The sequence below is a fragment of the Janthinobacterium sp. NFX145 genome (assembly GCF_049810325.1).
In the GTDB taxonomy this organism is placed as follows: Bacteria; Pseudomonadota; Gammaproteobacteria; order Burkholderiales; family Burkholderiaceae_D; genus Janthinobacterium; species Janthinobacterium rivuli.
On record NZ_CP187360.1, the window covers coordinates 6146185 to 6160465 of the forward strand.

The 14281-nt window shown below is 64.5% G+C and carries 15 protein-coding genes; 11 read left to right on the forward strand and 4 right to left on the reverse strand.

Annotation, left to right across the window (positions count from 1 at the left end; all coding sequences use genetic code 11):
- Nucleotides 1-5 precede the first annotated feature (5 nt).
- Entirely contained in the window at nt 6-515 is a 510-nt protein-coding gene (locus ACPJXG_RS27585; protein ID WP_402719911.1) for a hypothetical protein, read from the reverse strand.
- 168 nt (nt 516-683) lie between these two features.
- Here ACPJXG_RS27585 and ACPJXG_RS27590 point away from each other — a divergent pair, with 168 nt between their 5' ends.
- The 7 genes from ACPJXG_RS27590 (at nt 684) to ACPJXG_RS27620 (ending at nt 8278) form a co-directional block, all read left to right on the forward strand.
- Nucleotides 684-1373, forward strand: coding sequence for a response regulator transcription factor (locus ACPJXG_RS27590; RefSeq protein ID WP_035823604.1), 690 nt, complete (start codon nt 684-686; stop codon nt 1371-1373).
- An 81-nt stretch (nt 1374-1454) separates the two neighbouring features.
- Nucleotides 1455-2729, forward strand: a complete 1275-nt coding sequence (hemA, locus tag ACPJXG_RS27595) for a glutamyl-tRNA reductase (protein WP_035823603.1) — start codon at nt 1455-1457, stop codon at nt 2727-2729.
- Nucleotides 2730-2815: 86 nt separating this feature from the next.
- Nucleotides 2816-3892, forward strand: a complete 1077-nt coding sequence (prfA, locus tag ACPJXG_RS27600; RefSeq protein ID WP_035823601.1) for a peptide chain release factor 1 — start codon at nt 2816-2818, stop codon at nt 3890-3892.
- A gap of 135 nt (nt 3893-4027) precedes the next feature.
- Nucleotides 4028-4546, forward strand: coding sequence for a disulfide bond formation protein B (locus ACPJXG_RS27605; RefSeq protein WP_425252901.1), 519 nt, complete (start codon nt 4028-4030; stop codon nt 4544-4546).
- Between the two features lie 11 nt (nt 4547-4557).
- Entirely contained in the window at nt 4558-5388 is an 831-nt protein-coding gene (gene prmC / locus ACPJXG_RS27610; protein ID WP_225243088.1) for a peptide chain release factor N(5)-glutamine methyltransferase, read from the forward strand.
- A 216-nt stretch (nt 5389-5604) separates the two neighbouring features.
- Nucleotides 5605-7206: a glutamate--cysteine ligase gene (gene gshA, locus ACPJXG_RS27615; protein ID WP_425252902.1), complete on the forward strand. Its 1602-nt coding sequence runs from the start codon at nt 5605-5607 to the stop codon at nt 7204-7206.
- A 28-nt stretch (nt 7207-7234) separates the two neighbouring features.
- Nucleotides 7235-8278, forward strand: coding sequence for a histone deacetylase family protein (locus tag ACPJXG_RS27620; RefSeq protein ID WP_425252903.1), 1044 nt, complete (start codon nt 7235-7237; stop codon nt 8276-8278).
- Nucleotides 8279-8350: 72 nt separating this feature from the next.
- Here ACPJXG_RS27620 and ACPJXG_RS27625 read toward each other — a convergent pair whose 3' ends face one another.
- Entirely contained in the window at nt 8351-9133 is a 783-nt protein-coding gene (locus ACPJXG_RS27625; RefSeq protein WP_425252904.1) for a LytR/AlgR family response regulator transcription factor, read from the reverse strand.
- Nucleotides 9120-10385, reverse strand: coding sequence for a sensor histidine kinase (locus ACPJXG_RS27630; protein ID WP_425252905.1), 1266 nt, complete (start codon nt 10383-10385; stop codon nt 9120-9122). The genes ACPJXG_RS27625 and ACPJXG_RS27630 overlap by 14 nt, the downstream gene beginning before the upstream one ends.
- Before the next feature lie 285 nt (nt 10386-10670).
- Here ACPJXG_RS27630 and ACPJXG_RS27635 point away from each other — a divergent pair, with 285 nt between their 5' ends.
- Nucleotides 10671-11096 (forward strand): organic hydroperoxide resistance protein, encoded by a 426-nt coding sequence (locus ACPJXG_RS27635; RefSeq protein ID WP_425252906.1) that lies wholly within the window; start codon nt 10671-10673, stop codon nt 11094-11096.
- Nucleotides 11097-11164: 68 nt separating this feature from the next.
- On the opposite strand, the gene ACPJXG_RS27640 is transcribed toward ACPJXG_RS27635, so the two are convergent.
- Nucleotides 11165-12007 (reverse strand): type 1 glutamine amidotransferase domain-containing protein, encoded by an 843-nt coding sequence (locus ACPJXG_RS27640; RefSeq protein WP_425252907.1) that lies wholly within the window; start codon nt 12005-12007, stop codon nt 11165-11167.
- 120 nt (nt 12008-12127) lie between these two features.
- Here ACPJXG_RS27640 and ACPJXG_RS27645 point away from each other — a divergent pair, with 120 nt between their 5' ends.
- Genes ACPJXG_RS27645 through ACPJXG_RS27655 form a run of 3 tightly spaced genes read left to right on the forward strand, consistent with a single transcriptional unit; the run spans nt 12128 to nt 14221 of the window.
- The gene (locus tag ACPJXG_RS27645) at nt 12128-13036 is read left to right on the forward strand and encodes a LysR substrate-binding domain-containing protein (RefSeq protein ID WP_425252908.1); all 909 of its coding nucleotides are present in this window, start codon (nt 12128-12130) and stop codon (nt 13034-13036) included.
- A 40-nt stretch (nt 13037-13076) separates the two neighbouring features.
- Nucleotides 13077-13553: a GNAT family N-acetyltransferase gene (locus ACPJXG_RS27650; RefSeq protein WP_425252909.1), complete on the forward strand. Its 477-nt coding sequence runs from the start codon at nt 13077-13079 to the stop codon at nt 13551-13553.
- Complete coding sequence (locus ACPJXG_RS27655) at nt 13550-14221, forward strand: diphthine--ammonia ligase (RefSeq protein WP_225243095.1); 672 nt, start codon at nt 13550-13552, stop codon at nt 14219-14221. Before ACPJXG_RS27650 ends, ACPJXG_RS27655 begins: the two co-directional genes overlap by 4 nt.
- Nucleotides 14222-14281: the final 60 nt, after the last annotated feature.

Here is a 14281-nt window from a genome sequence, read left to right on the forward strand (position 1 = left end):
AAGTATCAGCTTTGACTCGGCCTCACCGCGAGCAATTCCTGCGCCACCGCGGCGCAGGCGTTCACGTGCTGGTTGCCGATCTGGCGGAACACGGCATAGCCGATGGCTGCCGCCACCGCCTGGCCGGCGAACGGCACGAAGCGCGCCACCTGCTTGGTGGCAATCTTGACGCCACTGCGCTTGAGCAGGTGGAGGATCAGTTCGCGCGACACCAGCTTTCCTACCAGCATGCCCCCCATGCCCACCGCCGCGCGGTAGGCCATCATCTTGAACTGCGGGTTCAGGCGCTCGATCTGCTCGGGCGTCAGGCCGAATTCGTGGTTGATATCGTTGATCAGCATGGAAAACAGGCCGACATCCGACATCAGGTCGATGCCGGGAATGGGAATGGCCGAGGCGCCCGCCGACATCATGGCGCGCCGCTGGACCAGGCGTCGGCAACGCTCGCGCACTTGCTCGATGTCCGCACGACTGGCCGGTATCAGGGTCCAATCGGTAGTGCTCTTGTCTGACATGGCCGTTTCTCCGCAGTATGAGGTAGATGAACAAGTGTAACGTAAAGGCCTGCGCTGCCGATTTCACTGGACACAGTTGCAATCTCTGTTATATTTCACTTGAGCATTCCTTAACATTACGATAAGCAGAGCGGACCGTCTGTTTGTTGCTACACACTCCAGCCAATTATGCGAATTGCCGTACTCGATAGCGACCATAGCCAGGCAGAACTGATCTGCCAGGTGCTCACCGCCGCCGGCCACGCTTGCCACGAGTTTCAAAGTGGTAAGGAAATGCTGGGCCAATTGCGCAAGGACAGTTGCGACATGCTCATCCTCGACTGGCATGTGAGCGATCTGGACGGTGCTGAAGTCTTGCGCCGTGCCCGGGAAAAACTGGCGCCCAAGGCACCCGTGTTGTTTATGACCAACAGCTCGGGCGAAGACGACGTGGTGGCGGGCATGACGGCCGGCGCCGACGACTACATGATCAAGCCCCTGCGGCGCAGCGAGCTGACCTTGCGCACCCAGGCGCTGCTGCGCGTGGCGTATCCGGCCCAGAATGGCGCCGAGACCTTGCAATTCGGTCAATATACGTTTGAAACCCGCCCCGGCCGCCTGCTGCGCGATGGCGAAGTGCTGGATGTGACGCACAAGGAATTCGCCCTGGCGCTGCTGTTTTTCCGCAACCTGGGCCGTCCCCTGTCGCGCGCCTACATCCACGAAGCCGTGTGGCAGCGCGACACGGCCCTGCCCTCGCGCACCATGGATACCCACGTCTCGCGCGTGCGCAACAAGTTGCAGCTGAAACCGGAACACGGCTACAGGCTCGTGCCCGTCTATAGCTACGGTTATCGTCTGGAAAAACTGGGCGGCTGAATGGCGGCAAACGGCTGACCTGCTCAAAGCGCGAGCACAAAGCGTTATAATGTCGGCATAAGTCACCCCAACAGCCCTGAAATGCAACTGCTCGCCGTCGGCCTCAACCATACCACCGCTCCAGTGTCGCTCCGCGAACAGCTGGCGTTTGCGCCTGAGCACTTGGGTTCGGCGGTGATGGCGGCGCGTACCTGGTTCCAGCGCATCGACTTGCGCGACAACGACGAAGCGGCCATCCTGTCGACCTGCAACCGCACCGAGCTGTATGCGGCCAGCCACGTGCCGAATCCGCTCGACGCGGGCGCGCATTTCCTGGCCGACTATCACAAGCTCAACTACAGCGAGCTGCGCCCCCACTTATATATGCTGCCGCAGCACGATGCCGTGCGCCACACCTTCCGCGTCGCCTCCGGGCTCGATTCGATGGTGCTGGGCGAAACGCAGATCCTGGGGCAGATCAAGGACGCCATCCGCACGGCCGACGAGGCGGGCGGCCTGGGCACGTATCTGCACCAGTTGTTCCAGCGCAGCTTTTCCGTCGCCAAGGAAGTGCGCAGCAGCACGGAAATCGGCGCCCACAGCGTGTCCATGGCGGCCGCCGCCGTACGCCTGTCGCAGCGCATCTTCGACAAGATCGCCGAGCAGAACGTGCTGTTCATCGGCGCCGGCGAAATGATCGAATTGTGCGCCACGCACTTCGCGGCGCAAAACCCGAAAAGCATCACGATTGCCAACCGCACCATGGAACGGGGCGAGGAACTGGCGCACCGCTTCAACGGCAAGGCCATCCGCCTGGCGGACTTGCCGGAGCAGTTGCACCAGTTCGACATCGTCATCTCGTGCACGGCGTCGTCCTTGCCGCTGCTGGGCCTGGGCCTGGTCGAGCGCGCCATCAAGGCGCGCCGCCACAAGCCCATGTTCATGGTCGACCTGGCCGTGCCGCGCGACATCGAAGCGGAAGTGGGCCGTTTGAACGACGTTTTCCTGTACACGGTCGACGACCTGGGCAAGGTCGTGCAGACGGGCCTGGAAAGCCGGCAAGCGGCCGTGGCGCAAGCCGAATCCATCATCGAGACGCGCGTGCAATCGTTCATGAGCTGGGTCGACGACCGCGCCATGGTGCCCGTCATCCAGCATTTGCATGAAAACAGCGAATCGTTGCGCCTGATGGAAGTGGAACGGGCGCGCAAAATGCTGGCCAAGGGCGCCGACATTGACGCCGTCCTGGAAGCGCTGTCGAAAGGCTTGACGGCCAAGTTCCTGCACGGTCCGCAGCAGGCGCTGCACCACGCGCAAGGCGACGAGCGCAAGCAACTCGTCACCCTGCTGCCGAAACTGTTCCGCCCCCGCCGTTAGCGCAGCCCCGCTGGCCGCCCGCGCGGCCACCCCCTGCCCGCCTGCCGGGCCTGCTTCATCCCCACACTCTTTTACCGCGAATCGCTATGAAACCATCCATGCTGGCCAAACTCGATCAACTGGCGAACCGCCTGGTCGAACTCGACGAACTGCTGATGCATCCGGACGCCACGTCGAACATGGACAGCTACCGCAAGATGACGCGCGAGCACGCCGAGCTGGGCCCGCTGGTGGCCCTGTACCGCTCTTACCAGGAAGCGGGCAACGATATTACGACGGCGCAAGAGATGCTGGGCGATCCGGACATGAAGGAATTCGCCCAGGAGGAAATCGAAGCGGCGAAAGCCACCATGGCGCGCCTGGAACGGGAATTGCAGACCATGCTGCTGCCGAAGGACGTCAATGACGAGCGCAATATCTTCCTGGAAATTCGCGCCGGCACCGGCGGCGATGAATCGGCCCTGTTCGCCGGCGACCTGCTGCGCATGTACACGCGTTTTGCCGAGCGCAACCGCTGGCAGGTGGAACTCGTGTCCTCGTCCGATTCCGACCTGGGCGGCTACCGCGAAGTGATCGTGCGCGTGGTGGGCAATGGCGCGTATTCGAAACTGAAATTCGAGTCCGGCGGCCACCGCGTGCAGCGCGTGCCGGCCACGGAAACGCAGGGCCGCATCCACACGTCCGCCTGCACGGTGGCCGTGATGCCGGAAGCGGACGAGGTGGAAGACGTCAACATCAACCCGGCCGACTTGCGCATCGACACCTACCGCGCCTCGGGGGCCGGTGGACAGCACATCAACAAGACGGATTCCGCCGTGCGCATCACCCACTTGCCGACCGGCATCGTGGTGGAATGCCAGGATGACCGCAGCCAGCACAAGAACAAGGCGCAGGCGATGAAAGTGCTGGCCGCGCGCATCAAGGACGTGCAGCTGCGCGAACAGCAGTCGAAGGAAGCGGCCACGCGCAAGAGCCTGATCGGCTCGGGCGACCGCAGCGAGCGCATCCGTACTTACAATTTCCCGCAAGGCCGCCTGACGGACCACCGCATCAATCTGACCTTATATAAGCTGGACTTCATCATGGATGGGGATTTGACGGATTTGACGAATGCCTTGGCGGCTGAGCACCAGGCGGAGTTGCTGGCGGCGCTGGGCGACTAAATGCTGACGCCGTTGCGTCGGCTTACGCTGCGCTAAGCCGACCTACGCCGACCTATGCCGCAGTGGTAGGTCGGCTTGGCCCGCAGCGCGTAAGCCGACAGCTTTAAGTAGCGGCTAAGCAATAAAAATCCAGCCTTGTGCGAAAATGACCAGCTCGATTCCATCCACCTCACCGTGTCGCCCATGAAAAATTCACGCACCGTCCTCCTGTTGATCGCCGCCCTGTGTTTCCTGATGCTGGGCGTGGCCATGTATTTGCAGCATGCCATGAACATGGCGCCGTGCCCGCTGTGCGTGATCCAGCGCTACCTGTTCCTCGCCATCGGCATCGCCTGCCTGGCCGGCGCGGCGGCAAACAAACCGAAAATCGGCGCCAGCGTCGGCTTGCTGGCGGCCCTGGGCGGCCTGGGCGTGGGCGCCAAGCATTTGTACGTGCTGGCCAACCCCGGCTTCTCGTGCGGCATCGACCCCGTGGAAACGGCGCTGAACAAGGTCTTCACGGCCGAACTCATGCCCTTCATGTTTGAATCGTATGGCGCCTGCGAAAGCGCCGGCGAACCGTTCTTCGGCCTGTCGATCCCGCAATGGGCATTCGCCTGGTTCGCCATCTTCGCCATCGCCATGCTGTGGACCTTGCTGCGCCGTCAGAAATAATTGAAAGCACCATGACAGAAACCTTGATTCCCGCCGGCAGCACTGTCGGCGCCCTGCAAATCCGTCCACTGCTCGATCCGCTCGACAACCGCATCCTGCTGGGCCACGCGCTGGGCCTGTCGCGCGTGAGCCTGATCACGCAATCGGAGCGCGTACTCACTCCCGCTGAAGCCGAACGTTTATCGGGCTTGCTGGCGCGCCGCCTGCAGGGCGAGCCGATCGCCTACATCGTCGGCCAGCGCGAATTTTTCGGCCTGCCGTTCGAAGTGAACGACGCCGTGCTGATCCCCCGCCCCGACACGGAAGTGCTGGTGGAACTGGCGCTCGAGCGCCTGCCGCCCGGCGGACGGGTGCTCGACATGGGCACGGGCAGCGGCGCCATCGCCGTCGCCCTGGCGCATACGCGACCCGACGCCGTCGTCACGGCCCTGGACGTCAGCAGCACGGCGCTGGCCGTGGCGCGCCGCAACGCCAGCGCCAACGGCGTCAACATCACCTTCATGGCCAGCGACTGGTTCGAAGCGCTGGGCACGGAAAAGTTCGACCTGATCGTCTCCAATCCCCCCTACATCGCCAGCGGCGACCGCCACCTGGCCGAAGGCGATTTGCGCTTCGAGCCGGCGGGCGCGCTGACCGACCATGCGGACGGCCTGTCGGCCCTGCGCAGCATCGTCTCCGGCGCCGCGCGCCATTTGGCGACGGGTGCCTGGCTGCTGATGGAACACGGCTATGACCAGGCCGTATCCGTGCGCGGCTTGCTGGCCGACGCCGGCTACAACAAAGTGCAAAGCTGGCGCGACCTGGCCGGCATCGAACGAGTCAGCGGCGCTCGCCTCGGCTGACCGCCGCCACCTGCGCAAAGCTTGATCCGGCGGCGCGCCAGATGCCATCGCAGTTTGTTAAAATATCAAGCGAATTCCTGACCGAAGCGCCGCCCCCGTTCCCCGGGGCGGACGCTGGCGACGCGGCGTTTTTTGGGCCGGCGCCGACGCATTTGCCAAAATTCGGTTAATCTCAGCACAAATTATTTATATGCTGCACAAGAAAGGAAGCTCAAATTGCCCAACCTGTTGACTCGCCGCCTGGCATTGCTGACTGAAGATGCCAACCGCGCGCTGCTGGGCGGCTTGCGCGGCATCGAGCGTGAAACCCTGCGCGTCGACCACGCCGGCCATCTGGCTTCCACGCCCCACCCGATAGCCCTGGGCTCGGCGCTGACGCACCCTGAAATCACCACCGACTACGCCGAAGCGCTGCTCGAATTCATCACCCCGGCTGAAGCCGACATCGGCGTCACGCTCGACAAGCTCGACACCGTGCACCGCCATGCCTACAGCCGCCTCGGCGACGAGTTGCTGTGGAGCCAGTCGATGCCGTGCCAGCTGCCGCCCGAAGCGGACATCGAGATCGCCAACTACGGCACGTCGAACATGGGCATGCTCAAGCATGTCTACCGGCGCGGCCTGGCCTTGCGCTACGGCAAAGCCATGCAATGCATCGCCGGCATCCATTACAACTACTCGCTCGACGAACAGCTGTGGCAAGTGCTGGCCAGCAATCCGGACACCAGCGCCAGCGTCACGCAGGCGGTGGCCACGCCGAAAGACGTGCAGTCGGAAAGCTATCTGGCGACGATCCGCAATTTCCGCCGCTACAGCTGGCTACTGATGTATCTGTTCGGCGCCTCGCCGGCCCTGTCCGCCGGTTTCCTGCGCGGCCGCGCGCACAAGCTCGACACCCTGTCCGACGACACCCTGTTCCTGCCCTACGCCACCAGCCTGCGCATGAGCGACCTCGGCTACCAGAACGATGCCCAGTCCGGCTTGCGCCCGCACGAAAACAGCCTGGAAGACTACGTCAACGCGCTGACGCATGCCGTCAACGACCCGTATCCGCCGTACGAAACGCTGGGAACAAAAAAAGATGGCGAGTGGATTCAGCTGTCCACCAACGTGCTGCAGATCGAAAATGAATACTATTCGACCATCCGCCCGAAACGCGTGATCCGCACGGGCGAGCGCCCGATCCAGGCCCTGTGCCTGCGCGGCGTGCAATACATCGAAGTGCGCTGCATGGATGTCGACCCGTTCGAACCGGTGGGCATCAGCCTGGAAACGGGCCGCTTCCTCGATGCGTTCCTGCTGTTCTGCGCGCTCGACGACAGCGGCCCCATTTCGGCCGAGCAAAGCGCCTGCTACACGAACAATTTCGCCCGCACGGTGAAGGAAGGCCGCAAGCCGGGCCTCACCCTGCGCCGCGATGGCGAAGAGATCACCCTGCAGGCCTGGGGCGAGGAATTGCTGGCGCGCATCGCCCCCGTGGCGGCCCTGCTCGACTCTCGCCATGGCGGCACGCAGCACGCGGACAGCCTGGCGGCGCAAGCCGTCAAACTGGCCGACCCCGATGCGACGCCATCGGCAAAGGTTCTGGCCGAACTGCGCGCCAATGGCGGCTCGTTTGCCGCCTTCGGCCTGCAGCAAAGCGAACGCCATGCGGCGTTTTTCCGCGCGCATCCGCCCACACCCGAGCAAAGTGCGTATTTCGACGAAATGGCCGCCAGCTCGCTGGCCGAACAGCGCGCCATGGAAGCGGCGCCAGCCGGCAGCTTCGACGATTTCGTCGCCGCCTACCGCGCCAGCACCCTGTGTTCGCACACCTGATCCTGCCTGACTTTTCGCCTGGCGCCCCATGCTGACCTTCTACAATGAATTGCACGGCCAGCACCGGGGCCGCTTCGAAATGTTTCGCGGCGCCATGGTGCCGTGCTTCGAGACACCGGAGCGAGCCGACATGGTGGTGGCCGAACTGGGGCGGCGCAACCTGGGCCGCATCGTCACGCCCCACGGCGTGCCGCTGACCTCGCTCGAGCGCATCCACACGCCCCGTTACCTGCATTTTTTGCGCCACGCCTGGCACGACTGGCTGGCGCTCGACCCCGACAACGCGGGCAAGGACGCCTTGCCATCCGTCTGGCCCGTGCGCACCTTGCGCAGCGACATCGAACCGGACGACTTCACGGCCAGGCTGGGCCTGTACTCGATGGACAACGGCACGCCGCTGACGGCCGGCACGTGGACGGCGGCCAAGACGGGCGCCGACTGCGCCGTCAACGCGGCCCACGCGCTGCGCCTGGGCGAGCGGGCCACGTTCGCCCTGACGCGCCCGCCGGGCCACCACGCGGGCAGCGACTTTTTTGGCGGCTACTGTTTTCTGAACAACGCGGCCCTGGCCGCGCAACATCTGCTCGACGACGGCGCCCGCAAGGTCGCCATCCTCGATATCGATTACCACCACGGCAACGGCACGCAGAGCATCTTTTACCAGCGCGACGACGTGCTGTTCGCCTCCCTCCACGCCGACCCGCGCAATGAGTATCCGTTTTATCTGGGCCACGCCGACGAGACGGGCAGCGGCGCGGGGCTCGGCTACAACGTCAACCTGCCGCTGCCGGCCGGCAGCACCACGGCCAGCTGGTTCGCCGCGCTGGAAACGGCCTGCCTGCGCATCAAGATGTATGCGCCCGACGCGCTGGTGGTCTCGCTCGGTGTGGATACTTTCGCTGGCGATCCGCTATCGCACTTCGCCCTGCAAAGCGGCGACTACCTGCGCGTGGGCGAGCGCCTCGCGCATTTGAATTTGCCCACCGCCTTCATCCTCGAAGGCGGCTATGCGGTGAAGGAAATCGGCATCAATGTCGTCAATGTGCTGGAAGGTTTTGAGACGGCGGAGTAATTCTGGGGTCAGACCCTCAACACCGCTAACGCAAAACTTGGCGCCAACGCATACGGGGGTCTGACCCCGGCGTTACATATTCCGGAACAAGGCCATGAACGGCTGGCTCACGGCCAGGGTTTCCGGCCGCGTCTTCAGGCGCAAGGCGCCGCGGCCCACCTCGTCGCGCGTGACGGACGCCACCATCTTCATGTTGACGATGGTGGAGCGGTGGATCTGCTTGAAGATGGCCGGATCGAGCACGTCGAGCAGTTCGCGGATCGGCTTGCGCAGCAGCGCCTCGCCCTCGGCCGTCATGACGGCCGTGTACTTGGTGTCGGACTGAAAATAGGCGATGTCTTCCACCATGATCAACCGCGTATCCTTGCCGCTGCTGGCCGTCAGCCACACCAGCGGCGGCGACTTGGCGGCCGCCGGCAAAGCACTGCTCAATTGCTGCAGCAGGCCAGCCAGCGCGCCGTCGCCCGCACGGGTCTTGCCGGCCCGCGCCTGCACGCGCTGCAAGGTCGCCTGCAGGCGCTCGCGTCCGATCGGTTTCAACAGATAATCGACGGCGCCCTTGTCGAAGGCGTCGATCGCGTACTGGTCGTAGGCCGTGATGAACACCACCTGCGTGGCGGGACTCGCATCGAGCACGCCGGCCGCCACTTCCAGCCCCGTCAGGCCCGGCATGCGGATGTCGAGAAAGGCGACGTCGGGCTTGTGCGTGGCGATGGCCTCGAGCGCCGTGCCGCCGTCGTCGCAGGCGGCGACGATGCGCAAATAGGGCCACTCCTCGGCCAGCAGGGCCACGAGCGCATCGCGCAGCAGGGTTTCATCTTCGGCGATGACGCAAGTCATCTCAGGCTGATGCATGGGACACTCCTTGCGCCGTGCTGTCGGGCACCGTGATGGTGGCCGTCACGCCATCGGGGAAATTGGCGACGATGGCAAACGCGGCGGTATTGCCGTAGGTCAGGCGCAGGCGTTCACGTACATTGCGCAGGCCGATGCCCGTGCCGGCGCCGTCGTCGCTGAACCCCTTGCCGTCGTCGGCCACCGTGACGATCACCGTGCCATTGCCGCTGCGCGCCATGATCCAGATGGTGCCGCCGCCGCTTTTCGGCTCCAGGCCATGCTTGATGGCGTTTTCCACCAGGGTTTGCAGCATCATCGGCGGCAGCTCCGCCTGGCGCAGGTATTGCGGCACTTCGATCTGCAGGTTCAGGCGTGCGCCCATGCGGATTTTCAGGATGTCGAGGTAGGCGCGCGCCCGTTCCAGCTCCGTGCCCAGGGTCGACATGGCTTGCTCCGTGCGCGGCAGCGAGTGGCGCAGGTACAGAATCAGGTTGCCCAGCATCTCGTCGGCGCGCACGGGGTCGCTGCGCGTGAGCAGCTGCGCGCTGGCCAAGGTGTTGTACAGGAAGTGCGGTTCCACCTGCGCATGCAGCAGGCTCAGCTTGGCCACCGTGAGTTCCTTTTCCGTCACCGTCTGGCGCGCCTCGGCCTGCTCGCCGCGCCGGCGCTGCGCCACGCGGCGCGTCATCGCCCGCGTCACCGCCTCCGCGTTTTCCAGGTTGCTGCCATGGTCGACGAGGAACCAGTCCGTCCACGCGTTGCGCGCCGGTTCGCAGATCAGGGTCACGCTGCCCGCTTCGCCATTCGGCGTGACGGTGGCGAGGATCTGGTTCGGCCGCGGCTCGAGGAAGCCCAGCAGGCGCATGCGGGGCAAGCCCGTGTGCGTATAGGGCGCGGCGCGGCGCACTCTAGCCTGCACCTGCAGGCTGTCGCGCGCGCTTTCGACCACTTCGCTGCCCGGCAGTTCGCGGATGGCCGCGTCGATCATGTCGAACGCCTCACCCGCCTCGAACGGAATCTCGATCTGGCGCCGCTGGCGGCTCGACAGGGTGCCGGCGTTGACGGTGCCGGCGATCAGGCGCACGCGCCGCACGTGCGAAAACGCATTCGTGATGACGGCGCTGGCCAGCAGCGCGCCAACGATGACAAAGAAGCCTTCCGTGTGCCCGAAGATATAGCGCAAGAAATTCTCGACCAGGATCGCCGTGGCGATGATGTAGGCGACCATCGTGGCCACGGTGATGCGCAGGATAAAGAAGAGGCTAGTCATGATTTTTCCTTGGGGTGTGAAGTGGAGCCAAGCATAACCATCGGCCCCACCGGCGGTGGCCATTATGCGATGGAAGCCCGGTAGTGGCGACAAAGGCATCAAAATAAAGCGTCAATCCGCGCCACTCCGAAATAAAATCGCTTGCAATTAAATAGCGCGCGATATATATTGTGTACATGGACGCCGGCAAGCGCTTCTGCAGACGGGGATCCTGGGGCGACAGCCCACGAAACAAGTAGCACACTATTTAGTCGTTAACTATTTAACTCACCGAGGAAAACCATCATGTCGATCAAACAAGTCCTGTACCGCGCTCAAGCTACCGCCACCGGAGGCCGCGAAGGCCGTGCCGTATCGTCCGACAATGTGCTGGACGTCAAGCTGACCACGCCAAAAGAACTGGGCGGCAATGGCGCCGTCGGCACCAATCCGGAACAACTGTTTGCCGCCGGCTACTCGGCCTGCTTCATCGGCGCCATGAAATTCGTCGGCGGCCGCGACAAGATCGCCGTGCCAGCGGATCTGTCGATCGAAGGCAACGTCGGTATCGGCGCCATCGACACGGGCTTCGGCATCGAAGTGGAACTGAAAATCTCGCTGCCAGGCATGGAACGCGCCGCCGCCGAAGCGCTGGTCGCCGCCGCCCACATCGTGTGCCCGTACTCGAACGCCACGCGCGGCAACATCGACGTCACCCTGACGATCTTGTAATCCCCGCTGCACGCACTGCCTCCCCGGCCGCGCCCTGGCGCCGCCGGGGAGTTGTCGTTAACGAGACGTTAACGAGACACCTGCAGCGCCTGCAGCAGCTTGTCCGCCAGGGCCGGCGCCGAGGTAGGATTCTGTCCCGTGATCAGTTCGCGGTCGACCACCACGTTGCTGCTCCACGGCGCCTGGTTCTGCACATACTGCGCGCCGGCCGCCTGCAAGCCCGACTGCGGATAGAACTTCATCGTTCCGCCCTGCAGCGCGCCCTGCGCCGCCAGCTCTTCCTGATTACTGATCACCGTCATGCGGTAGCCGCTGTAGATCCAGTCCGCCGGGGTGGGCGGCGTGCGGCCCGCTTCCAGCGCGGCCGCAAACGCGGCCGCCTGCGGCAAGGCCGACAGCAAAGCGATGGGGCCGTGGCACAGCAGCGCCGTCGGCTTGCCGTCCGCGTGGAACTGGCGCAGCAAGGCGCCCAGGCTGGCATCCTTCAACAGATCCTGCATCGGCGCGTGGCCGCCCGGCACCAGCACGGCCGCGTAGTGGCCATAGCCGATCTGCTCCACCCGCTTCAGGCTGATCACGGGCGAGCGGCCCGGCACCGTCAGCGCCAGCTGGTCCAGCAGCACCTTGTGCGCCGCGTGCGCGGTGGCGTCGCCGCCAAAGTAATCGGCCGTATCCGAACTGGCGTCCAGCGTGGGCGCCTGGCCCTGCGGCGTGGCGAACGTCACCGTGTGGCCCGCGTCGAGCAGCTTTTTCACGGGCTGCATCAATTCATTCAGATAAAAACCCGTCGGGAAGACCTTGCCGTCGCGCAGGTCGAGGTGATTGGCGTCCGACAGCACGACGAGGACCTCGGCCGCCTGGGCGGTGGAAAAGGCGGCGAGCAACAGGCTGCTGATCAGTATTTTTTTCATGGTGTGGCCTTTCTGTAGAGAGGTCACCAGCATATTCCGAATCAAAATTGAGAAAAATAATGAATAATGCACAGCACTGATGCAGAATAAGACCGAATAAAAGCGCCGAATAGGAATGAAATGGACAAATTGCAGGCGATGCAGCTGTTTCGCCGCGTGGCCGAGCTGGGCAGCTTTCGCCGCGCCGCCGATGAACTGGACTTGTCGGCCTCCTATGTGAGCCGGCGCATCGGCCAGCTGGAGCAGGAACTGGGCGGGCGCCTGATGACGCGCACCACGCGCCAGCTGGCCCTGACGGAAACGGGCGCCGCCTACCTCGAACACTGCCGCAAGCTGCTCGACGAACTGGCGCAGGCGGAAGACATGGTGGCGCACTCGACGGCGCACGTGACGGGCCGCCTGCGCATCAACGCGCCGCTGACCTTGGGCGTGGGCGAGCTGGCCGAAGGCCTGGCCGATTTCATGGCCGACTGGCCGGCCTTGCGCCTGGACGTCGACCTGAAAGATGAATACGTCGACCTGGCGGCGGCCAACTACGACCTGGGTTTTCGCGTCACCACCGCGCTCACCGATTCGAGCTACGTGGCGCGCCACATCCACGACTACCGCCTGCACATCTGCTGCGCGCCGGCCTACCTGGAACGCCACGGCCCCTTGCGGGAAGCCACGGACCTGACGCGCCAGCGCTGCTTCATCTACAGCCACGCCCTGTTCGGCAGCCGCTGGCCGCTGCGCCATGCGGGACCGCACAGCGACATCGAAGTGCCGAACTGGGTACGCACGAACAACACGCTGTTCATGCGCAGCCTGATCCTGCGCGGCCTGGGCATCGGCATCCTGCCCACCTTTGTCTGCCGCGAGGAACTGGCCAGCGGCGCCCTGGTCGAGCTGTTCCCGGAAGTGGAGCGCCCCAGCCTGGCGCTGTTCGCCATCTATCCGTCGCGCCAGCTGGTGGCGCCCCGCGTGACGCGCTGCATCGAGCACCTGAAGCAGTGGTATGCGCAACGCTATCCCGCGCCGGCTGCGTGAAGCCGGTAAAATCATGGCCACTCTCAATCAAGGATGACCCATGATTAGCTGGCAATGGAACACGTTCGACGAACTCGGCCCCCACGATTTGTACCAGGTGCTGGCCTTGCGCCAGCGCGTGTTCGTCATCGAACAGCAGTGCATTTACCCGGACCTGGACGGCCATGACCAGCAAGCCATGCATTTGCTGGGCTGGCAAACGGTCGATGGCCAGCGCCGGCTGGCCGCCTACCTGCGCGTGCTGGCACCAGGCGCCAAGTACGTGGAAATGTCGCTGGGCCGCGTGCTGACGGCGCCCGAGGCGCGCACCACGGGCGCCGGCAAGCAGCTATTGCTTGAGGGCATCGCGCGCGCCGAACGCCAGCACCCTGGCCACGCCATCCGCATCGGCGCGCAGCAGTACCTGGAGCGCTTCTATCAATCCTTCGGCTTTGTCACCGTCAGCGCACCGTACGACGAAGACGGCATTGAGCACGTCGACATGCTGCGCGCGGTGGCGCCGGGAGCGGTGGCATGACGACGGCCCTGATTTCCTGGAGTGGCGGCAAGGATTCCTGCCTGGCCCTGTGGCGCGCGCGCAACGCCGGCATCAGCGTGCCGCTGTTGATCACGGCCATGGATGAAGACGGCCGCAAGTCGCGCTCGCACGGCGTGCCGCCAGAGCTGCTTGAGGCGCAGGCGGCCAGCCTGGGCGCACGCCTGCAGCGCTATCACGCCAGCTGGGCCAGCTACGAGGAACAATTCATCGCCATGCTGCGCGCGGCCAAGGCCGAGGGCATCGATCATGCGCTGTTTGGCGACATCGACCTGCAGCCGCACCGCGACTGGGAAGAAAAAGTCTGTGCGGCCGCCGGCCTGACGGCGCACCTGCCCCTGTGGGGCGGGGATCGCCGCGCGCTGGTCGACGAATTTCTCGCCGCCGGCTTCAAGGCCATCGTCGTCTGCATCAACGGCCAGCACCTGCCGCGCGCATTTTGCGGGCGCGAGTTCGACGCCGCCTTTTTGGCCGACCTGCCGCCCGGCGTCGACGCCTGCGGTGAAAACGGCGAATTCCACACCTTCGTCTACGACGGCCCCGCCTTCAGCGCACCGGTGGCGCTGCGCCGCACGCAGGTGCTGCAATATGACGCGCCAGCCAATCTGGGCGGCGCCACGTACTACTTCCAGGAACTGGCACCCGCCTGACTCCGCTGCAAAAGCAAAAAGGGCGACTCCATGGAGTCGCCCTTTATCCGTGCACCTTGC